The organism is Streptomyces kanamyceticus (assembly GCF_008704495.1).
Lineage (GTDB): Bacteria > Actinomycetota > Actinomycetes > Streptomycetales > Streptomycetaceae > Streptomyces > Streptomyces kanamyceticus.
Genome location: NZ_CP023699.1, coordinates 8,661,559 through 8,682,041, shown reverse-complemented (window position 1 = coordinate 8,682,041; position 20,483 = coordinate 8,661,559). Strand labels below are relative to the sequence as shown.

The 20,483-nt window shown below is 69.3% G+C and carries 10 protein-coding genes and 5 pseudogenes; 6 read left to right on the top strand and 9 right to left on the bottom strand.

The window, feature by feature from the left end:
• Nucleotides 1-41: 41 nt before the first annotated feature.
• The 3 genes from CP970_RS37685 to CP970_RS37675 form a co-directional block, all read right to left on the bottom strand.
• Nucleotides 42-1,658 (bottom strand): carboxylesterase/lipase family protein, encoded by a 1,617-nt coding sequence (locus CP970_RS37685; protein WP_055550509.1) that lies wholly within the window; start codon nucleotides 1,656-1,658, stop codon nucleotides 42-44.
• Nucleotides 1,655-4,144 carry a beta-glucosidase family protein gene (locus CP970_RS37680; protein WP_055550511.1) on the bottom strand — a complete coding sequence of 830 codons (2,490 nt, stop codon included), beginning with the start codon at nucleotides 4,142-4,144 and terminating at the stop codon, nucleotides 1,655-1,657. The genes CP970_RS37685 and CP970_RS37680 overlap by 4 nt, the downstream gene beginning before the upstream one ends.
• 230 nt (nucleotides 4,145-4,374) lie before the next feature.
• The gene (locus CP970_RS37675; RefSeq protein WP_191095001.1) at nucleotides 4,375-4,833 is read right to left on the bottom strand and encodes a DUF4442 domain-containing protein; all 459 of its coding nucleotides are present in this window, start codon (nucleotides 4,831-4,833) and stop codon (nucleotides 4,375-4,377) included.
• Between the two features lie 82 nt (nucleotides 4,834-4,915).
• Here CP970_RS37675 and CP970_RS37670 point away from each other — a divergent pair, with 82 nt between their 5' ends.
• The 4 genes and pseudogenes from CP970_RS37670 to CP970_RS45275 form a co-directional block, all read left to right on the top strand.
• Nucleotides 4,916-5,893, top strand: coding sequence for a hypothetical protein (locus CP970_RS37670; protein WP_055550515.1), 978 nt, complete (start codon nucleotides 4,916-4,918; stop codon nucleotides 5,891-5,893).
• A gap of 72 nt (nucleotides 5,894-5,965) precedes the next feature.
• Complete coding sequence (locus CP970_RS37665; RefSeq protein WP_055550517.1) at nucleotides 5,966-7,027, top strand: hypothetical protein; 1,062 nt, start codon at nucleotides 5,966-5,968, stop codon at nucleotides 7,025-7,027.
• A gap of 122 nt (nucleotides 7,028-7,149) precedes the next feature.
• Nucleotides 7,150-8,250, top strand: a complete 1,101-nt coding sequence (locus tag CP970_RS37660; protein WP_055550519.1) for a hypothetical protein — start codon at nucleotides 7,150-7,152, stop codon at nucleotides 8,248-8,250.
• Between the two features lie 60 nt (nucleotides 8,251-8,310).
• Nucleotides 8,311-8,490 (top strand): annotated as a pseudogene (locus CP970_RS45275) (MFS transporter); the annotation flags it as partial.
• Here the strand turns inward: CP970_RS45275 and CP970_RS37650 are convergent.
• Both CP970_RS37650 and CP970_RS37645 read right to left on the bottom strand, forming a co-directional pair.
• On the bottom strand, nucleotides 8,467-9,258 hold the full coding sequence (locus tag CP970_RS37650) for a spermidine synthase (RefSeq protein ID WP_055550555.1): 792 nt from the start codon (nucleotides 9,256-9,258) through the stop codon (nucleotides 8,467-8,469). The pseudogene CP970_RS45275 and the gene CP970_RS37650 overlap by 24 nt on opposite strands.
• 107 nt (nucleotides 9,259-9,365) lie before the next feature.
• Nucleotides 9,366-10,049 carry a TetR/AcrR family transcriptional regulator gene (locus tag CP970_RS37645; RefSeq protein ID WP_055550521.1) on the bottom strand — a complete coding sequence of 228 codons (684 nt, stop codon included), beginning with the start codon at nucleotides 10,047-10,049 and terminating at the stop codon, nucleotides 9,366-9,368.
• A 211-nt stretch (nucleotides 10,050-10,260) separates the two neighbouring features.
• Between CP970_RS37645 and CP970_RS46070 the strand changes: the two are divergent.
• Both CP970_RS46070 and CP970_RS37640 read left to right on the top strand, forming a co-directional pair.
• Nucleotides 10,261-10,365 (top strand): annotated as a pseudogene (locus CP970_RS46070) (hypothetical protein); the annotation flags it as partial.
• Entirely contained in the window at nucleotides 10,331-11,383 is a 1,053-nt protein-coding gene (locus tag CP970_RS37640; protein ID WP_224059371.1) for a serine hydrolase domain-containing protein, read from the top strand. The pseudogene CP970_RS46070 and the gene CP970_RS37640, both read left to right, overlap by 35 nt.
• Before the next feature lie 88 nt (nucleotides 11,384-11,471).
• On the opposite strand, the pseudogene CP970_RS37635 reads toward CP970_RS37640, so the two are convergent.
• The 4 genes and pseudogenes from CP970_RS37635 to CP970_RS37630 all read right to left on the bottom strand — a co-directional run.
• Nucleotides 11,472-11,987 (bottom strand): annotated as a pseudogene (locus CP970_RS37635) (EF-Tu C-terminal domain-related protein); the annotation flags it as partial.
• Between the two features lie 1,156 nt (nucleotides 11,988-13,143).
• Entirely contained in the window at nucleotides 13,144-13,443 is a 300-nt protein-coding gene (locus CP970_RS44450) for a hypothetical protein (protein WP_157877743.1), read from the bottom strand.
• Nucleotides 13,444-13,448: 5 nt separating this feature from the next.
• Nucleotides 13,449-13,709 (bottom strand): annotated as a pseudogene (locus CP970_RS46230) (TreTu family toxin); the annotation flags it as partial.
• A gap of 84 nt (nucleotides 13,710-13,793) precedes the next feature.
• Nucleotides 13,794-20,352: pseudogene (locus CP970_RS37630) on the bottom strand (polymorphic toxin-type HINT domain-containing protein); the annotation flags it as partial.
• Nucleotides 20,353-20,483: the final 131 nt, after the last annotated feature.

The window sequence follows — 20,483 nt, the reverse complement described above, 5'->3', positions numbered from 1 at the left end:
GAGAGCTGTGCGGATGAGACGGGCAGCCTACCCGGAGGTGTTCACTCCGAAGGAACGGCGTCCCAGAGACCGCACCGGTGCTCGCCGTGCACGGTCGCGCTGATCGCGGTCCCGCCTGCCGACGCGGTGCGCAGGGACAACACCCGCCCCGGCCGGGTGCGCTGGTCGGGCGCCGCGGGCGCGCCGTGCGCGAGAGGCACACCGTCGCGGACGAACGAGCCCCAGTACCGCACCATCTGCCGTGAGAGCGCCCGCTGTTCGGCGTTGAGCGGCGATACGAGACCGAAGTGCTTGAACAGGTACTGCACCTCGTTGACGTGCGTCGCGCCGAAGTCGAAGTCCGTGTCGAGGTCGCGCAGCGAGGCGAAGGGCGGCGAGGTGCGGTCGGCGAACTCGTAGGCGTAGACGGGCCCGCGTCCCGCGAGCGCCTTGTTCATGCGCAGGGCGGTGCAGGCGAACATGCGGTCACCCATCGCCGCCGCGTAGGCGGTCGTCGGCGAGGGGTGCGCGGCGAGCGGGTACTCCTTCAGGACGCGGCCACCGAGCTCGGGACCGTACGCCTCGGTGAGCGCGGGCGCGTACCCCTCCGCGGTGAGCGGCGTGCCCTGCCCGTCGAACTGGGAGAAGGCGAAGAGGCGCCCCTCGTCGCTGTTGGCGCCGTTCAGGACCGGCACCCGGGCCGCGCTCCCGTTCTCGTACGCCGTCTTCGGCTGCTCGGGAAGGAAGGCGCCGCCGACGACCGGACCCCAGTCGAAGCCCGCCTGCGCGGCGAGGATCTCCTTGGCGGGCCTGGCCCGCAGACAGGCGAGGGCGGTCGCCGGGTCGGGGCAGCCCGCCTTCTTCGCGAACGCCGCTCCGTCACCGACGGCCCGCCGGTGCTCGCGGCCCGCGCAGTCGCCGTACGCGCCGCTCTCCACGATGCCCGCGCGGTACAGGCCGCGCGCGGTGGGCGAGGCGAGCAGGGTGCAGACGGAGCGGCCGCCCGCGGACTCGCCCGCGATGGTGACGCGGCCCGGATCGCCGCCGAAACGGCCGATGTTGGCGCGCACCCAGCGCAGCGCGGCCTGCTGGTCGAGCAGTCCGTAGTTGCCCGAGACGCGGTCGGACGCCTCGCCGTCGAGCCCTTCGGCGGCGAGGAACCCCATGGCTCCGAGGCGGTAGTTGACGGTGACGACCACGGTGCCGGTCTCCCGGGCGAAGGTGTCGGGCACGATGTCCTCGCCCGCGCCCGCGGTGAGCCCGCCGCCGTGCAGCCAGACCATCACGGGGCGGTGGCGCGCACCGATGGGGGTGTACACGTTGAGGTCGAGGCAGTCCTCGGTGTGGCTGGGTTTCTCGTAGCCGGGGTCCCAACTCGCCGCCTGTACGCAGTGGTTGCCGAACCGATCGGCCCGGCGCACGCCCGCCCAGGGTTCGGCGGTCCTCGGCTCCTTCCAGCGCAGGGCGCCGACGGGCCGCTCCGCGTACGGAACGCCGAGGAACTGCCGCCCCTGCGCGGTCGACAGGCCGCGCACCCATCCGGCGTCGGTGCGCACGAGCGTACGGTCCGCGGCCGTGTCGTCCCTGGCCTGCGCCGACTGCGGCACCAGGGTGGCCGCGGCGGCCGCCGCAAGGACGGCGACGACCGACGCGGCGCGTCGTATCCGGCTTCTCCTCATGATCTGGCTCCCTTGACGACGACGGTTCCCGAGAGGATCAAGTCACGTGCGCTGGTGCCCACTTGGACGGTTCTGCGGCCCGTGCCGAGCGCCCAGTCGTGCCGCTTGGCGTCCCATGTGGAGAGGGTCCGCCCGGCCACCCGCACGGTCAGGCGCCGCCGCTCCCCCGCGCGCAGCGGGACCCGCCGGTAGCCGCCGAGCACCCGCTCGGCCCGCGCCCGCTTCACGTCGGGCGACGGGCCGACGTACACCTGCGCGACGGTGACGCCGTCGCGGGTCCCGGTGTTGCGCACCGTGAACTCCGCCTCGACGCCGTCGCGCCCCGCCCGACGGACCGTCAGGTCCGAGTACGCGAAGGTGGTGTACGACAGGCCGTGCCCGAAGGGGAAGAGCGGCCGCACCCCTTCGGCGTCGTACCAGCGGTAGCCGATGCGGCTGCCCTCCGTGTACTCCTCGACCCCGTCGACGCCCGGATAGCGGCGCGGGTCACCGGCCGTCGGGTGGTGGTCGTCGTCCACGGGGAACGTCTGGGTGAGCCGCCCGCCGGGGTCGCAGTCCCCGAACAGGACGGCGGCGGTGGCGGCCGCGCCCTCCTGGCCGGGGTAGTACATCTGCAGCACCGCGGCGGTCCGCTCCAGCCACGGCATGGCGGTCGCCGACGAGGTGTTCAGGACCACGGTGGTCCGCGGGTTGGCGGCCGTCACCGCCCTGATCAGCGCCTCCTGGTGCCCCGGCAGGGCGAGCGCGGTGCGGTCCTGGCCCTCCGTCGCGTCCTCGTACGCGAAGAGGATCACCGCGTGCGCGCCGCGCGCCGCCCGGACGGCCTCGGCGACATCGGCCGAGCGCGTGGCCCGCGTGACGCGCCGCAGCCGGAAGGTCTGCCCCTTCTCGCCGCCCTTCGCGCTGATCTTCAGCCGGTGCCCGCCGCGCGAGAGGGCCTGTGTCGAGCGGCGCACCCGCAGCCCGTCGGGCGCCGCCGACGTCAGGCCGCCCGTGAAGAACTCACCGACGCCCGGCAACGGCGGATACAGCTCCACCCCGTCCAGCTCCATCCGGGGCCGGTCTCCCGAGTAGTGCACGACGAGCGTCCACTCGTCGTCCTCCTCGACGGTGAGGGTCCCCTCGTACGACCACTCCTTGCCCGCTGCCACCTCCTGCCCCTCCGGATCGAAGCCTGGCGTGAGCGCGGACTCGGGCAGCCGCTCGCCGTAGAGGTCCTCGCCGAGCGCGTAGCTCACGCGGGCGCCGTGCCCCGCGCGGGACTTGATGGCGTCCAGCGGCGCCTCCGCGTGGTCGGGCACCACGTGGGCGCTGCCGCCGCCGCTGACGAACGGGTGTCTGCCGGTGGGTCCGATGACGGCGATGTCCCGGGCCGCACGGCCGGTCAGCGGCAGCGCGCCGTGCGCGTTGCGCAGCAGCGTCGCGCCGGCCTTGGCCACCTCCAGGGCGACGGCGGCGCCCGCCTCCGGATCGCGGTCGGGGCGCCGCGGGGCGCTCCCGTCGAGCAGCCCGAACCGGTCCATCACACCGAGGATCCTGCGCACGGAACGGTCCACCTGCGCCTCGGGGACGCTGCCGTCCTCGACCGCCCTCTTCAGGGCGGCCCCGAAGTAGCCGTCGTCCGGCATCTCCATGTCGAGGCCCGCGGCGATCGCGGCGACGGTGCTGTGCTGCGCGAACCAGTCGGTCATCACCCAGCCCTCGAAGCCCCAGAGCTCGCGCAGGACGTCACTGAGGAGCGTCTTGTTCTCGCAGGCGAAGGTGCCGTTAACCTTGTTGTACGCGCCCATGACCGATCCGGCACCGGCGGCGACGGCCGCCTCGAAGCCGCGCAGCTCCGTCTTGTGCAGGGTCCGCTCGTCCACCCGCACGTCGACGGACATGCGGTCCTTCTCCTGGTTGTTCAGGGCGAAGTGCTTGACGGTGGCGATGAGGCCCTCGCCCTGGATGCCCTTGATCTCCTCGGCGACCAGTTCGGCGGCGAGCAGCGGTTCCTCGGCGAAGGTCTCGAAGTTGCGGCCCGCGTACGGCGTACGGATGAGGTTGACCATCGGCGAGAGCAGCACGTCCTGCCCCAGGGCGCGCCCCTCACGGCCGATCACCCGGCCGTAGCGGCGCGCGAGTGCGGGGTCGAAGGCCGAGGCGAGCAGGACGGGCGCGGGCAGCGCGGTGGCGCGGGCGGCGACGCGGACACCGGCGGGGCCGTCGGCGAGCCGCAGCGGCGGGATGCCGAGGCGCGGCACGCCCGGGACGTAGCCCGCCTGGCCGAGCCCCTCGGGGTCGTCGGCGCCGTGCAGCAGGGAGATCTTCTCGTCGAGCGTGAGCCTGCCGATGAGGGACTCGACGCGGGGGCCCGCGCCGGTCTCCCGTCTCGCGCGGACCGCGGCGTACGACGGGAACGCCGCATCGGCGGTGACCGCGGCGGCCACGGTGATCGCACCGCCGAGCAGCCCGAGGGCTGACCGCCGGGACACGGAGTCGGACATGAGCCGTCACTTCCTTCTGTGCCTTCGAGCATTCGACGTTTGAACGCACTATGCGACAAAACAGACTTGACGCACCGTTAGACACCGCGAGGGACGGCGGGAAAACTATGACTGGCCTTGACTCGTGTCAATGAGTTGAACAAATAAAGGGAGACGCCCGGGACGCGTACTGGCGCGTCCCGGGCGTCGGGGTTCGGAGGCGGGGGTCGGCGACGGCGCCCCGCGAGGGGTCAGCTGGGGTCGTTCGGCCGCAGGGTCCAGACGACGGTCATCTCGCCGGTGACGGCGCCGTCCGCGCGCTGGATCGCGATGGCCACGGGGAACTCGGGGCGCTTGCCCTCGTCGAGCTCGGCGATCACGTCGGCGGCCGGACGGCCGAGGGTCGCCGTGGCCGTCACGGGCCCCATGGCCAGCTTCTTGTACGAGATCTCGGCACTGACGGCGAGCGGCACGGCCCGCGAGAGCTGCGCGCCGAACGCGGCGAGCACGATGGCCCCGCTCGCGGACTCGCCCAGCGTGAACATGGCACCGGCGTGCGGCCCGCCGACGTGATTGTGGTACTCGCTCTGGTCGGGCAGGGCCACCACGGCCTTGTCCGGCGCGGTCTCACGGAACTCGAGGTTCAGCGTCCTGGCCATCGGCACCGTGGCGGCGAGCATCTCGCCGATCGACATCTGGTCTGCGCTCATGCCCGGTGATGTTACCCATGGGTAGCGTTCCTGACCAGGACCCCGGCTCCGGGGAGATCACCGTCACCTATGGTTGCTCCCCATGTGGCAAGGACAGCAGCCGCCCGGGGGCGAGCAGAACCAGCGGGACCAGAGCCAGAACCCCTACCAACAGTCGGGGTACCAGCAGCCCAACCCGTACGGGCAGCAGGCTCCATGGAACGCGCCGACGGTGCCCGGAGGCCCTGGGGCCGCGCCGCCCGAACCGCCGCGCGGCGGAGGCGACGGCAGGAAGGCCCGGCTGATAGCCATCGTCGCGGCGGGCGCCGTCGTGGTCGCCGCGGGCGTGACGGGGTTCCTGGTGCTCGGCGGCGACAAGGACGACACCGCGAAGCCGGACCCGACGCGGTCCGCGTCCGGCGAGCCTTCGGCGGACGCCTCCGACCATTCCAACCCCCGGACCGGGGACGACGGCGAACCCGAGCCGACCGTGCCCGGCTGGAAGGTCGTCATCAATCCGAAGCGCGGCCTCGCCTTCGACGTGCCTCCGGGGTGGGCCCTGGAGTCGAGGGACTGGGCGGGCGGCGTCGTGAAGGAGGGCGACGAGACGGAGACGTACCTCGCCGCCTTCGCCGCCCCCGCGTTCTACCAGCGGAAGTGGTGCGCGACCGACGAGGACAAGGACGGCAGGCCCGACTACACGTCGCTCGCCTCCGCGGGCACCAGGGGCAACAGGGGCGTCAAGAGCACCGAGCAGGCCGCGCGGAACGACGCGACCATGTGGGTCTACGGGGCGTACACGCAGCCCGACAAGGAGAAGGTCACGACCGGCGCCGTCGAGTCGTACACCACCAAGTCGGGCCTCAAGGGCAGCCTGGCGAGCGCCAGTTCGGCCGGTGTGGACAAGCAGGCCAAGTGCGCGTCGGACGGCAAGGCCACCGTGTTCGCCTTCAAGGACTCGGGCGGCGAGTTCGCCTCCTGGTCCTTCCACGGCGCCAAGGGCGTCAAGGACGAGGTGCCCGACGCGACCGTGCGGAAGATCCTCTCGACGGTACGCGAGTACGACGTCCGCAAGGACTGAGCGCGGGCCCCGGGAGCTGTCGTCCGGGGTGGCTGTGATCTTGGGCGTGGCGCACCCGTATCGTGGCCCGCCATGTGGCCAGGACAGCAGCCGCCCGGGGGCGAGCAGAACCCGCGGGACCAGAGTCAGAACCCGTACCAGCAGCCGGGCTACCAGCAGCCGAATCCCTATCAGCAGCCGGGATACCAGCAGCCGGGATACCAGCAGCCGGGCCATCAGGCACCGAGTCCGTACCAGCAGCCCGCGCCGGGCGACGGCGGCCAGGGCGCGGGAGACGGCGGGCAGGGCGGGCCCGGCGACCGCGGCAGATCCAAGGTCATCCCCATCGTGGCCGCTGCCGCCGTGCTCGTGGCCGCGGGCGTGACCGGATTCCTGGTCCTCGGCGGCGACAAGGACGACGAGGACACCAAGGCCGACTCCCCCGCGGGATCCGCGGCCAAGAAGCCAGACTCCACGCCGGGCACCGATGGCGGCGGCAGCGACGGCAGCGACGGCAGCGACGGCGACAGCGAGCGCGGTACGGACAACGGCCTCAAGCCGACCGTCAAGGGCTGGCGCGTCGTGGTGAACCCCAAGTGGGGCACCGCCTTCGACGTACCGCCGGAGTGGGACGTGCAGAATCCCGGTTCGGCGATCGCCTTGGAGGACCACAAGACCGGCAAGCCGCTCATGACCATGTCGGCTCCCGCGTACCTGAAGCCCAAGTGGTGCGTCGCCGACGACAACAAGGACGGCAAGACCGAGGACCACGAGCTCGCCGCCGTGGGCACCAAGGGCGCCAACGGCGCGAAGAACACCGACGAGGTCGCGGTCAACCAGGTCTCGTGGTGGATCTACGGCGTCTACACGCAGCCCGACAAGAAGAGCCTCGGCCCCGAGGAGAAGCCGGTGCCGTACACCACGAAGTCCGGCATCAAGGGCAGCATCTCCCGCGCCAAGTCCGTCAACACCCCCATGAAGGGCAAGTGCGCGACGGACGGCAAGGCGATCAGCTTCGGCTTCAAGAACGCCGCCGGTGAGTACGTCGTGTGGAGCCTCTACGGCGCCACCGGGGTGAAGGACGAGATTCCCGAGGAGACGGTGATGAAGATCCTCAGCACCGTGCGCACCCAAGGCGACCCCACGGAATCCTGACGTTTTCCACCCCTTCCTCCCGTCTCCGGAGCCCGTCCCGAGGCCCGTCCCGGGGCCCCGTGTCCGCCCCACCGGGGGCGCCCATGGCACAGGGGCCCCACCCCCCTCTATGGTTACTGGCCATGTGGCCAGAACAGCAGCCGCCCGGGGGCGAGCAGAACCCGCAGGACCAGAGTCAGAACCCGTACCAGCAGCCGGGGTACCAGCAGCCGAACCCGTATCAGCAGCCGGGATACCAGCAGCAACCGCCGCAGCAGCCGGGTGGCTATCCGCCGCCTCCCGCGCAGCCGCAGCAGCAGCCGCCGCAGCCGGGCGCCTTCTCGCAGCCCGAGCAGTCGCACTGGGCGGCCCCGACGCCGCCCCCGATGCCGACCGTGCAGCAGGGCGGCGCCGGTGGCGGCAACGGCGGCGGTGACAAGAAGACGAAGGTCACCGCGATCGTCGCCTCGCTCGCCGTGCTCGCCGCGGCCGGCGTCACGGCGTTCTTCGTCCTCGGCGACGACAAGGACGACAAGGTCGACAGCGCGGGGCCCGCGAAGCCCTCGAAGTCCGCGACCAAGGACCCGAGCCCGAAGCCGAGCGGCGACAACGAACGCAACGCGGAGGGCGACAAGCCGACCGTCGACGGCTGGCAGGTCGTGGTGAACCCCAAGTGGGGCACCGCCTACGACGTACCCGCCGACTGGAAGGTGGAGACGCCCGACACCCTCATCGGCTTCGAGGACGAGAAGAAGGGCGACGGCAGCGCCCTGATCATCATGTCCGCGCCCGCCGTCCTCAAGGAAAAGTGGTGCACGTCGGACAGCAACAAGGACGGCAAGGAGGACGACACGTCCCTCGCCGTCGTCGGCACCAAGGGTCAGAACGGCGCGAAGGACACCAAGGACGTCGCGCGCAACGACTCGGCCTGGTGGGTGTTCGCCGGGTACACCGACCAGAAGAAGGCGGACAAGAAGAAGATCAAGATCGGCAAGATCGAGGACTACACCACCAAGGCCGGCATCAAGGGCAGCCTCGTCACCACCGTCACCGAGGGCGCCGCCGGATCCGGCAAGTGCGACACGGAGGGCAAGGCCACCACCTTCTCCTTCAAGAACGAGTCCGGTGAATACGTGGCCTGGACCCTCTACGGCGCCAAGGGCGTCAAGGACGAGGTCCCCGACGCCACGGTGAAGAAGGTCCTCAACACCGTCCGGTGGAGCAAGGGCAGCGACGAGTCCTGAGCCCCGGGGCGCGGGGCCCGGTTCCGAGCCACCTGGGCGGGCCCTCCTGGGCAGGCTCTCCTGGGCAGGCTCTCCTGGGCAGGCCGCAACTACACGCCGCTGACCGCCGCTGACCGCCGCCGCGATCGTGACGAACCTCGGAAGCCACGGGGCGTTGATCGCGGCGGCGTTCGCGGTTCTCGACGCCGGTGGCGACGCGGGGACGTCGGACTCGCCTCAGCCGACGCTGAAAGCCCCGTCGGGCGGCTCGGGTGAGGCGACCGCGTCCTCGTCGCGCACGGGCTTCGCGTCACCGATCAGGCGCCGCAGCGCCGCCCCGTGCTCGACCCTGGCGGGAAAGGCGTCGGACGCCGCGCGCCGGGTCAGGGCCGCGATGTCGAGCGGTTCGTGCGAGGCCACGAGCACCGCGTTCCCGAAGCGGCGGCCGCGCAGCACGGACGGCTCGGCGATCAGCGCGAGCTCTTCGAAGACCTCGGCGAAGGTGGCCAGTTGGGAGCGGAGGAAGGTGAAGGGCGAGCCGTCGGCGAGGTTCGCGGCGTAGTGTCCGTCCGGCCTCAGGACGCGGGCCGCCTGCCTGGCGTAGGCGACGGTGGTCAGGTGCGCGGGCACCCGTGAACCGCCGAAGACGTCGGCGACGACGATGTCCGCGCTGTCGTCCGGCGCCCGGTCGAGCCACGCCCTGGCATCCGCGCCGTGCACGGTGACCCCGGCGCCCTCGGCCAACGGCAGGTGCTCGGCGACCAGTTCCAGCAGGGCGCGGTCCGCCTCGACGACGTCCTGCCGGGATCCCGGCCGGGTGGCCGCGACGTAGCGGGGCAGGGTGAGCGCGCCACCGCCGAGGTGGAGGACGTCGAGCGGCAGGCCGGGTTCGCCGGTGGTGTCCAGGACGTGCGCCAGCCGCCGCGCGTACTCGAACTCCAGGTGCGTGGGCGCGTCCAGGTCGACGTACGACTGCGGGGCCCCGTCCACCGTGAGCAGCCAGGCCCTGGCCCTGTCTACGTCGGGCATCAGCTTGGCGGTGCCGTGATCGACGTCCCGGGTCACCGGAATCGCCTCGTCACCGGCTCCGCCCTCGAACTCGTGCTCGTCCACCCGCCCATTGTGCCCGTCCGTCGTCAGCCCTTGCCCCCGGCCGTCGGCGGGCCCGGGGGAATCTCGGCCTCGATCTGGGCGAGCTGAGCGGCGAGGATCTCTTCGAACGCGGCGCCGCGTTCGACCCCGAGGGGGCGGACGTCGCGGGCGAAGTGGGCCAGGGCGGGGAAGCGTTCGGGGTCGGCGCCCAGCGCCGCGACGCGGAACAGCTCCATGCCCTGCTCGTACTCCTCGGGCGTGATGCTGCTGACCGCGGCCTCGGAGGAGATCAACGCGACGATGAGGACCACGATCCGGTGGTAGCGCGCCGGGATCTCCGCGTCGGGCAGTCCGGACGCGCGCAGCGCCTGAAGGAGCTCCTCCATGGCCAGCCGGGAACCGGTGCCGCCCGATGCGTAGCGCCCCCAGACCGCGGCGAGTTGGGGCTGCTGCCCGAAGGCCTCTCTCGCCCGCAGGGCCAGGGCGGTGACCCGCTGCTTCCAGTCGCCCTCGGGCCGGTGGTCGGCCATCGCGGTCAGCAGTATCCGGTCGGCGACCGCGCGCAGCAGCTCGGTCTTGCTGCGGAAGTGCCGGTAGAGGCTGGAGGAGTCGGTCCCGAGGGCCGCGGCGAGCTTGCGCACGCTGAACGAGTCCGCGTCGCTCGTGCGCAGCAACTCCGCCGCCGCATCCAGGATCTCTTCGGTCGACCAACGCCTGCGGCCTGCCATGTTGCTCCTCTCGCCGGGACCCAGCGTACCTATGCACTTGGTGTTGCACGCACCGCGTGCATAATGAGGACATGAGGCTGCCGGTCGGACCGGCATGCCGCTCGTGCCCTGTTGTCCGGCTCGGGTGCCCCCCTTGCGGCGCCCGCCCCGGGGAAGACGAAAGGACGCATGACGTGAAGAACTCGCCGAATTCCACGGAGCTGAACTCCGCGGAGCTGAATTCCACGGGGCTGAACTCCGCGGAGCTGGACTCGGCCATCGAGAACGTCCACCGCGCCGGTGTGCCGGGCCTGTTCGCCGAGGTACGGGACGGTGACGACGTCTGGCGCGGCGCCGCGGGCGTCGCCGATGTCGCCACCGGCCGCCCCGTCACCGCCGACATGCGCCACCGCGTCGGCAGCGTCACCAAGACCTTCACCGCCGCCGCGGTCCTGCGGGAGGTCGAGGCCGGTCGGATCGGTCTCGACGCACCGATCGGCCGGTACCTCCCGAAGCTGGTGCCCGGCGAACGCGGTGACGCGATCACGGTCCGGATGCTGATCAACCACACCAGCGGCCTCGCCGAGTACCTGCCGTACGCCTACCCCTCCCTCAAGGCGTTCCCCGATTTCGCCGCCACCGGGCCTGAGAGCCTGGACGACCACCGGTTCACCCGGTTCGATCCCACCGCCCTGATCGAGATGGGGGCCTCCGCACCCGCCGTCGGCGTCCCCGGCGGCGCTCCGGGCTTGTACTCCAACACCAACTACCTGCTCCTCGCCCAGCTCCTCGAACAGGTGACCGACACCCCGACCGAGCAGCACATCACCCGGAACGTCATCGAGCGCGCCGGGCTCCGGGACACCGGATTCCCCACCGGACCACACGTCGAGGGGCCGCACTCGCTGCTCTACGAGTCATGGCTCGGCAAGATCGACCCGCCGCGCGACTACAGCGTCTTCGACATGTCGTTCGCGGGCCCTTCGGCCTCGCTGATATCAACCGTCTCGGACCTCAACCGCTTCTACGGCCTGCTCCTGTCCGGCCAGATCGTCAGCCACTCGTCGCTGGCGCAGATGCGACGCACCGTCCAGATCGTCTCCCAGGAGCAGAAGACGATCGACTACGGCCTCGGCCTGTACCCGACCGAGGGCCCCGGCCAGAGCGTCTTCTGGGGCCACGGCGGCACGGTCTGGGGTGGCGGGACGCTGGCCATGACCCGCGCCGACGGCAAGCGGCAGCTGGCGGTCGCGGTGAACCTGCAGCGGTGGAACAAGCTCGATTCCGCGGGCAGGCCCGAGCCCCACCCCATCGACGAGGCGCTCGCGACGCTGTACCGCGTCGCGATGACGTAGGCGTACTCCTCGCCGGGGCGTGGGCCGGGGCGTGCGCACGAGTGCGTACACCCCGACCCTCCGGGCGGGCGCGCCCGGGCACGCCCCGTCAGGCGACCTCCGTGACCGTGCCCGCCCCGACGGTGCGGCCGCCCTCCCGGATCGCGAAGCCGAGGCCCGTCTCCAACGGCACGTCGCGGCCCAGCTCGACCGTCATCGTGACCGTGTCGCCGGGCCGGGCGACCGCCGCGTCACCGAGGTCGACGTCGCCGACCACGTCCGCGGTGCGGAGGTAGAACTGCGGCCGGTAGCCCGTGGCGATCGCGGTCCTGCGGCCGCCCTCGCGCGCCGAGAGGACGTACACCTGCGCGGTGAAGCGCCTGCTCGGAACGACACTGCCGGGCGCCGCCACGACATGACCGCGGCGTACGGCGTCGCGTGGCAGACCGCGGAGCAACAGCGCCACGTTGTCCCCCGCCTGCGCCTCCTCCATCGGCTTGCCGAACGTCTCCAGGCCCGTGACCACCGTCTCCGTGTCGGCGCCGAGCACCTCCACGCGGTCACCGACGCGCACCGTGCCGCGCTCGACGGCGCCGGTGACCACGGTGCCACGCCCGGTGGGGGTGGTCATCTGGGGTTCCTGAACGGCGCGAATCGCCAAGCGGGGATCGATCCGCCCTTCCACGAGCAGTGGCGGGAGTGGCCGGGAGTGCGGCACCGGTGTGGATTCCGCATCGGAAAGCCGTGAGCACCGGCACTCGTCGCGACCGATTCCGGAACCACGCGGTCACCGAGCAGTCACCTGTGCGCGACCGCGCCACTGCATGGGCACAGGTCACCCGGACATGCAAAAGGCGGTGAACAGGATCGGTGCCATCACGGGTGACCTCCACGGTCATCGCGGCTGGGACACGATCAGGACACCGGCAACTCCGGAAGAGCGGACCACCCCTCTCACGAGGACTTTCGAGCACTTTCACCGCCCCATTACCAATGGGGGTCGAGGCGGCCCGCCCTCTGAGACCTATTACGTGCCCTTGTCCAATGCAGCCCTTGCCCATGAGGTTGCAGGCCCCCGCGCACCGGCTTGGACAGCAGGCGCCAATTGCTAGTTGAGCAGAGCGTATTCCCGGTTGAGCCGTGTGCGTTGGTGGAACCAACATGATCGGGCTTGGCGAGGGGGCGGGACGTGCGCCACAGACTGCCGACTGTTGCTCACAGGTTAAGCAAGGGCCGCATGTTTGCGTTTCCGGGTTTCTTCTCCCCCGCCTGCCTACCTTGCGACGACCGGGCCAGCTGGCAGCACGATGGAGCGGATGGACAGGGTGGACGTGAGGGCCGCCAGGATGCGCCACTACGGCGGGACACACAGGGGGCGACGCAGTCGGTCCCCGCGAATGCGGCGAACCCGGTCGCGCCGAGAGCCTCATTCACAGCCCGCAGAGACAGCTCAGGAGCCTCGGGCGCCCCATCCTCACCGACCGCCGGTTGCACCCCCACCTAATGATGAGCCCACCCCTCGGCCGCGCCCACATCGGCGTCACCGCCGACGTTTACGCCCACGCCCCGATTCCACCTCCAACGCGACGCCATCGACCTCCTCGGCCACGCCCTCCGCAACCCCTCCGAGATCACTGGCAAGCCCGACGACGAACCATCGCTCTGCGCGGTCCCCGCCCGCTGGCCTTGCCGTCAACTACTGCCGTCACACCACGATGGAGCCCCGCCAGGCGCTGCTGACGGGGCTCCATATTCGCTAACGCACACTTACCAGCGAACCCTCAAAGGTCCTGGAGAACCCAATCGCGGGCGGCCGCAAGGCAGGGTTCGAGATCATCAAGCGCCGTCAGGCGGCCGCTCCGCGTGCGAACTTGGCCCGTTTCCGAGTTCGCTAGATCTTCCTCGAATTCCCCGGTATCCCACAGCACCACCTGAGCCATGAAGTTGCCGCCATCAAGGATCCAGCTCACTGACGTCAGCTCACCCTCATTAGGGGACGTCTCAATCTCTGAAATATCCCGCAGAGCCTCTGTCTTGTGGATTTCCTGTCGGATCCACTCCTGAGCCCGCTCCAGCAGCACACTACCTAGGGACATCCCCATCCTCCCAGCTTGATGTTCTTGGCCTCGGGAAGTTGAGGAACAGGGTTCCCCTTCTTCTGCGCCAGACGAGCAAAGATGGTGTCGGAATCTGACATCTTGAAGTCCCCCGACCTGCCGCCAGGAATGAGTGAAGACTTCGGCACGTCGAATTCCGCGTACACGGATCCCGGGCGTGCCGATATATATGCGTCTCGGCTTGCTGGGTACACCACGTAGGTGAAACCACCCCCACCACGTTGAACCATTCCGGTCTCCATCATCGCCTGATGCTCTGCCCCAGACATCCAACGGCCAACAGTGACCATCCCGTCGTCTGGGGTGTGGCCTCCGCTGTTGTGTACGAGTACCGGCGTTTCTCCCGCGACCACATAGTACGTGTGGACGCCTTCGACGGTGAGATTGTAGGTGCGCTGCCGTTCCTGATAATGCCGGACAAACCTGACCTTGACCGTCTCGCCCTTGTCGGTACGCAGGGTGATGCCTGCTTCGAGGTCGTTCGCTTCGAGCCAGAGCTTCAGCGAGGGGACCCAGAAGGGGTGTTCACCGGTGGCGGTGAGGGATCCGGTGCCGTCCTTGGCGGAGATCGTCAGGTCGACGAACTCCCTGTCCTTGTCTGTGACGATCTTGTTCGTGACCTTGCGGGCCGTGGTCTTGCCGGTCTCCGGGTCGGTGGCAAGGACCTTGTCACCGACCTCGACGTCCTTGATGTCCTTATGTGTGTCGTTGGCCATCAGGACGGGGGTGCCGGCCACGAAGCAGGTGCAGCCTCCAGGGTTCCTGAGACCCTTGGAACCCTTGACACCCGCGGCTGCTCTGGCGCCCGCCACCATCGAGATGAGTTCGGAGGTGCGGTAGGACGACTGCCGGAGATCGCACTTCAACTTGCTATCACTGGGCGAGCACAAGAACGAGAGGTCTTGCTTCGGCGCTGGGGCGGCATTGTCATGATGCTTCCAGTTGGGGTTAGTACCCATGCCATAGATGCTTGAGTCCGGCGCCGCGACACGTTTGGGCTCGGGCTTGCGGATCTTGGATACGCCGCTGTTGGAGAGGCTGTAGCCGGAGTTGCGGTTGTAGTGCAGCCAACTGGTCGAGCTGTAGCGGTAGTTACCGGAGGTCCAACGCGAGGTGCTGCTGGCGGACCAGCCCCAGGACCAGCTGCCTCTGCTGGTGTAGGTCCAGGTTTCCCACTTCGGCTTCTTCTTGCTGCCGACGTTGCAGGGGCCGCCGTGGTCGCAGGCTCCCATCGGGCGCAGGCCGTCGGGGTCGGAGAGGGTGGCGGGGTTGTTGTTGCCGTAGGTGTAGCCCTGCATCTGCTGCGGGTCGGTCGGGTCCATCAATGGGTCGACCGAGATGAACCGTCCGGTGGCCGGGTCGTATTCGCGGGCCCCGAGGTGGGTCAGGCCGGTGGCTTTGGTGTCGTCGGTGCCGCCGACGAAGCCCTTGGTGCCGGGCCACTCCTTGGGGGCGTCACCACGCGGTCCGCCGAAGGGGAGCGTGCGCTTCTGACTGAGGGCCAGGTCGGCTGCGTTAATCGCGAGTTGGCCGGTGCCGTGGTGGTCGGCGATAGTGAAGTCGAAGGTACCGTCGTCGTTGCGGATCGCCTGGTGGCTGCCGCCGAGCGTGATGTAGCGCGTGGCTTTCGCCTTGGTCGCACCCTTGGCGAGGGTGAGTTCGGTGTGGCCGAGGTAGAGGGTGGTGTCCGCGTCGGTGCGGCCGATGAGGCGGTTGCCGTCGGCGTCGTACACGTACTCGGTGACCTTGTCGGCCTCGGTGACCTTGGCGAGGTGCCCCTCGGCGTCCCAGGTGAGCTTCTGGCCGTCGCCACTCACCTTGCGGGTGATGGTGTTGCCGGTGTCGTCGTACTCGAAGATCGACTTGCTGGTGCCGGTCGGCCCTGAGGTACTGACATCAGTCAGGGTGTGCGGCTGGGAGCTTCCGGGAGTGGGATAGGTGTAGGTGCGCTTGGTGTCCTTGGTGCTGTCACCCGCCGGATTGTGCAGGGTTTCGGTCTGCCGGTTGCCGACCTTGTCGTAGGTGTAGGAATGCCAGTACGGGGCCGGTCCGCCGACCTTGTCACCGGCCGGGTCTGTAGCGCACGTCGCGGTGTTCTGTGTCCACGCCTCGGTGAGCCGGGCCAGGTAGTCGTAGGTGAAGCACTGGTTGTCGGTGCCGGTCCGGGAGACGTCGGCCATGGAGCGGACGTTGCCGACCTCGTCGTAGCCGTAGGTGACGTGGCGGTCGACGCCGACTTGGTCCGTGCGGTCGACCCGGGAGGTGGCCAGACGCTGCGTGCCCGCCTCGTAGGTGTTGGTGACCCGGGTGATCTTCGCGTTGCCCGTCAGTCCTAGGTCGTACTGCAGGGGCTTGCCGGTGTAGCTGTACTTGGTGCTGCTCGTCATGCCTTGGCCGAAGACCGAGATGGGGCGCAGCGTCTTGTCTTCGTAGTCGTAGTTGAACGAGCCTGCGGGCAGGGAACCGGCCGCCGAGTAGCTGACCGTGGCGGTCAGGCCGGAGGGCTTGTAGGTGGTGCCGCTCTGGTAGGCGCCTTGGAGGCTTCCTTCCTTGGCGGGGATGACGACGGCGGTCTTCGTGGCCCGGTAGAGCTTGTCGTACGCCGTGACCTTGCTGGTGTAAGCGTCGTCGCCGATGTAGCGGGTGGACTCGGCGAGTTGCCCCTTGGCGCCGGTGACCGTGTCGTAGACCCACTTGGCGCGCAAGGGGCCAGAGTCGGTCCCCTCTCGCAGTTCGGTCTTGCGACCCAGGTTGTCGTAGACGTTGACCAAGGTCACTTTGCGGGCGTCCGTGCTGGTGGTCAGCTGGCCCCGGTCGTCATAGTCACTGATGGATTTGCCCCGGTCGGGGTCGGTCGTCTCGGTCTGGCGGCCGAGCTGGTCGTAGGTGTAGGTCCAGCTGTTGCCGGCCGGGTCGGTGACCTTGGACAGTTCGCCGCGCGGCGTGTGCGTGTAGAGCGTGGTGTCGTATGCCGCGTCGGCCTTGCGCTCGTGGTGCTGGCGCAGTTCGGTCGTGTTGCCGCGGGCGTCGGTGAGGGTGGTGGTGGCGGTGCCGCCCTCGGGCGGGATCACCGTGGCGCGGTCTCCGCCGTACACGGTGGTGGTGGTGTTCAGGACCTTCGCGCCGTCGACATGAGCGCCCAGCTGCTGGTTCTCGACCTCGCGGCCCAGACCGTCGTAGGTGGTGCGGTTCTGGGTCTCCACCGTCCTGATGTCGTTGGGCTCGAAGAGGGTGGTGGTGGGTGCGCCGGTTGTGTAGTAGGGGGCGAAGGTCTTTGTTGCCAGGCCCCGTTCGTCGTAGAAGACGTCAGTGAGGATGCGTCCGGACTCGGGCCCGGGGCCTGGGTCTGGCGCTCACGCAGGAAGCCGTCGTAGAGCGCGTACGAGGTGATCTGGCCGCCGCTGTTGTCGAGGGTCTTGGTGGCGACGGTCGACGGTTTCCCCTCCGTGACGGCGTAGACGAACTCGTAATTGGGGGTCTGGCTGGTCTCGCGATTCGCAAGCCACACCTTGGCCGAGCGCCCCAGAGCGTCATGCGCGTATGCGGTGACGTTGCCGTTGGTGTCGGTCTGCTTGACCGGGAGGCCGCTGACCGCGTCGAGTTCTGTGGTGGTGGTCTGGGCTGTGGCGGGGTCGAGCAACGTGGCGGGCGGCGTGGTGACCTTGGTCTGCGTGGGCCGGCCGGTAGCGGGGGTGTAGGACGTGGTGGTGGTACGGCCGTCCTTGCGCGCGGCGCGGACCGGGTCCTTGCCTTCCTCCGCGGTGACGTCGGCCGTCAGGTCGGTGGTGGTCAGTTCGCGTCCGTAGCCGTCGTAGGAGGCGCCGGACTCCAGGTAGGTGGCCTTGGTGCCGTTGTGACTCTTCAAGGTCGCCGTGGTCGTCGCGTCGCCCTTGGTCGGTGCCGCGCCGTAGACGCCACCGTCGTAGGCGGTGCGGGTGTCGGAGATGACGTCTTTGGTCCGGTCTACGGCCGTGTCGCAGGCCTTGGCGACGGTCTCCACCCGGGAGGGCATGTTGAGGATGTTGTCGGCGGTGTTGGTGGCGAAGGTGGTGCGGGTGCACTGGTTGTCATCGGCGGTCGAGCCATCGCCTCGGTCGTCGACCTGGGTGGCCCGCCCGGCCACGGTGTCGAGCGTGGTGGTGCTGGAGGTGGTGCGCCATTTGCTGCCGACGCCGTTGTCGAGCGAGGTCCACTCCTTGGTACTGCCAGTACCAGTGAGGTTCGCGGTGACGGTCCCCCAGCTGCGTTCCTTCTTGGCCGTCTCGTGACGCCAGGGCCGGTTCACCGACTTGGTCAGGACCTTGCCGCCGGGCTTGTCGAAGGCGACCGCCTTGTACTCGAAGCCCGCGGCCGACTCATGGTCGGTGATCGCGTCTCCTTCGCCCTCACCGAGGGGGACGCTGACGGACTTGGTACCGCCCGAACTGTCCTTGCGGTCGCCGTCCATGCCGCGCAGGAAGTAGCGCTCCTCCTGCGACTTCATAGCGTCGGCTCCGCCTTCGCCTCCGGTCTTGACCCGGACGTGGCCATAGCCGCGCCACTGGGACCAGGTCTTGTGCTTCTCCTTGGTCAGGCCGTCGTCATCGTCGAAGTGCCACGCCGCATCTCCCAGGTACTCGTACTTGGTGACCTGGTCGGGTGCCCCGCCCGTGCGGTCGGAGGAGGTGACGGAGGTGGTGACGTACTTGTTGAACCAGTGCCGTTCGGGGTCGGTGGTGCTGTCGCCTCCGATGTACTGCGGGAAGCAGCGGGTGGTGTTCGACTGCGGGGTCGGCAGCTTGTCGAAGTCACAGACGGGATCCGAGTAGTTGGCCGTGACCTGGCCGCCGTACTCGTCCGCGACATCCGAGAGGCGTGCCTTGATGAAGGGCGCGTAGCCGTCCCCGATCTTGTCGAGCCGGTTGGCGTGCTGGGTGTACGCGAAGGTGGTCTTCGGTAGCGTGACGGCCGGTGAGGCGGAGTGACCGGTGTGCTGAATGCTGTCGAGCAGTAGCTGATAATCGGTGTCGGCCATGCCCAGCGGTGGGCCAGCTTCCAGGAGTCGACCTCGGCATAGGTGCCATCGGCCTTGAGGACCTTCGTGGTGACGTCCGTCAGGCGCTTGCGGGTCCAGAAGGACGGGCCCAGGCGGCCCTCGTCACACTTGGTGCCAGCCTTGCAGTTCAGATCCCACGGCGTGTCGTACCAGTAGAACGACTTGTCATCGATGGAGTCGGCAGCACAGGTCACCCCATCCTTCGGGAGGCAGCGTTCAGCGTTGTCGAAGACAACCTGGGCCTGCGGCTTGCTGAACATGCTGGAGGACTTCAGGCCGTAGTCGATCCGCTTGAGGTAACCGCCCCGGGTGTAGGGAGTGTCGTCCTCCGCCTTCAGATTGCGGCCATAGGAGTTGCTCTCCTTGGCGTAGTGGTACGAGATGGCGTTGCCGTGCGGATCGACGACGTAGTCAAGATTCCATCGCCAGGCCTGCTGGCACCAGGATGCCGCGAAGGTGTCCTTGTGGCACTCCTCTCCGCTGTTGTTACCGAAGACCGGCGTCGTCCAGGTGGAGTTGGTGGCGTCCTTGCCTTCCGCCCAGCCGGGCAGGCGGTTGTAGCCGAAGTAGTAGCGCGTGCCATCTGGCGTGGTGACGCGCCAATACTCCCCGTCGTTGTCACCGTTGCCGCGGTCGGTCGACCTCAGCCGCTTGATCTTGGTGCCGTCGTCGCTCTTCAGCTTGAACTCGTCATTGCCCGCAGAGACGAGTTCACCGCCCTTGCCATTGAACGTCAGAGTGGCGTTGTCGTACGCCCAGCACTGGTCGCCGGGCTTGCTGCCGTCGGAGTTCTTCTCACCGTCATCAGCGCAGGACTTGTAACGCCGCTCGATGGAACCGGGCCACAGATCGAAACCGTCGCCGACCCACGAGCCCTGGTTGTTCGTACCGCCAGTACGACCGTCGATGGAGCCCGAGGAGTAAGACAGCCCCACACTCGGACTCAGCGACCCGGGCACCTCAGGTACCGGCATCTCGTACGACCAGGAGAAGTCGCCGGTGTTCAGGTCCGTGCTCCAGGCTGACGAGGCCGACAGCGCGGTGGCCTTGTAGTCGCCCTTGATTCCTTCGGTGTCCGCGGCGGCCGCTAGCACCGTCGCGCCACCGGACTTCAGGTGCACCGAGTCAGCGGTCAAGGTGCGCTTCTCGGTGTTGTTCTCGGCCGCGACGGGCTTGCCGGTTCGGCAGGTGTCCTTCGTCGGCGTGGTGACCGCGCAGGCGGGGAGCTCGACCAGCCGCAGGCGCGATGCGTAACCGCCGCCGAAGGCTTCGGCGAAGTCCGTGTAGTCGACTGTGACCGCCACCGCGGCGTCGGCCGCCCTGGCCGTACGGCTCATCGACTTGGGCTCGGTCTGGGGCGCTTCCGTCGGAGTCAGGGCGAACAACAAGCCCTGTACCCCCGCGCGTTCGGCCCGCGTGCGATCCAGGACTCGGGTCTCGATACGGTGCGGCGCCGTGCCCTCGGCCTTCTTGCCGCGGGCGGTCCGTGCCAAAGCGACACCGATGGGCTGCCCCTTGGCTGCGAGGAACTTGTCGGCCCCCTTAGCGGAGGAGTCAGGCAGGATGACGTCGGCCGTGCCGCCCTTGGGCCAGGACTTCTTGGGAGTCCGGCTGGGTGTCCTGGGGCCTTTGGAGAGAATGCGTGGCTCGGCCTTGGGGTCGTTCTTGCCCGCTACCGGCCTTTCGGACTTCGGGAGGCCGGGTAGGTTACTGCCTTCGGCTACGGCGGTCGGCGCTGCTGCGGCCTGCAGCAGCGTGCCGACCAGGACCGCGGACAGAGCCAGGGACATGCGCCGCCGGAATGTGGGGCCAGAACGCCGTTGGAACTTGGGTCTCATACGTGTCGCATCCGTCGCTGCCAGGCGCCTGGTCCGTCAAGGCGGACCGGCGCGAAACTTTGAAGAGCAAGAGGTGTGGGTAAGCCCGGGTGCGCGACCGAGCGGAACTCGGACGCGCACCCGGGGGCCGG

Bases quoted from the DNA above. Each gene is read 5' to 3' on its own strand.
- CP970_RS37660 (WP_055550519.1), top strand. From the start codon at position 7,150: ATGTGGCCAGAACAGCAGCCGCCCGGGGGCGAGCAGAACCCGCAGGAC.
- CP970_RS37675 (WP_191095001.1), bottom strand. From the start codon at position 4,833: ATGAGCGCAGACCAGATGTCGATCGGCGAGATGCTCGCCGCCACGGTG.
- CP970_RS37645 (WP_055550521.1), bottom strand. From the start codon at position 10,049: ATGGCAGGCCGCAGGCGTTGGTCGACCGAAGAGATCCTGGATGCGGCG.
- CP970_RS37650 (WP_055550555.1), bottom strand. From the start codon at position 9,258: ATGCCCGACGTAGACAGGGCCAGGGCCTGGCTGCTCACGGTGGACGGG.
- CP970_RS37680 (WP_055550511.1), bottom strand. From the start codon at position 4,144: ATGTCCGACTCCGTGTCCCGGCGGTCAGCCCTCGGGCTGCTCGGCGGT.
- CP970_RS37670 (WP_055550515.1), top strand. From the start codon at position 4,916: ATGTGGCAAGGACAGCAGCCGCCCGGGGGCGAGCAGAACCAGCGGGAC.
- CP970_RS37685 (WP_055550509.1), bottom strand. From the start codon at position 1,658: ATGAGGAGAAGCCGGATACGACGCGCCGCGTCGGTCGTCGCCGTCCTT.
- CP970_RS37665 (WP_055550517.1), top strand. From the start codon at position 5,966: ATGTGGCCAGGACAGCAGCCGCCCGGGGGCGAGCAGAACCCGCGGGAC.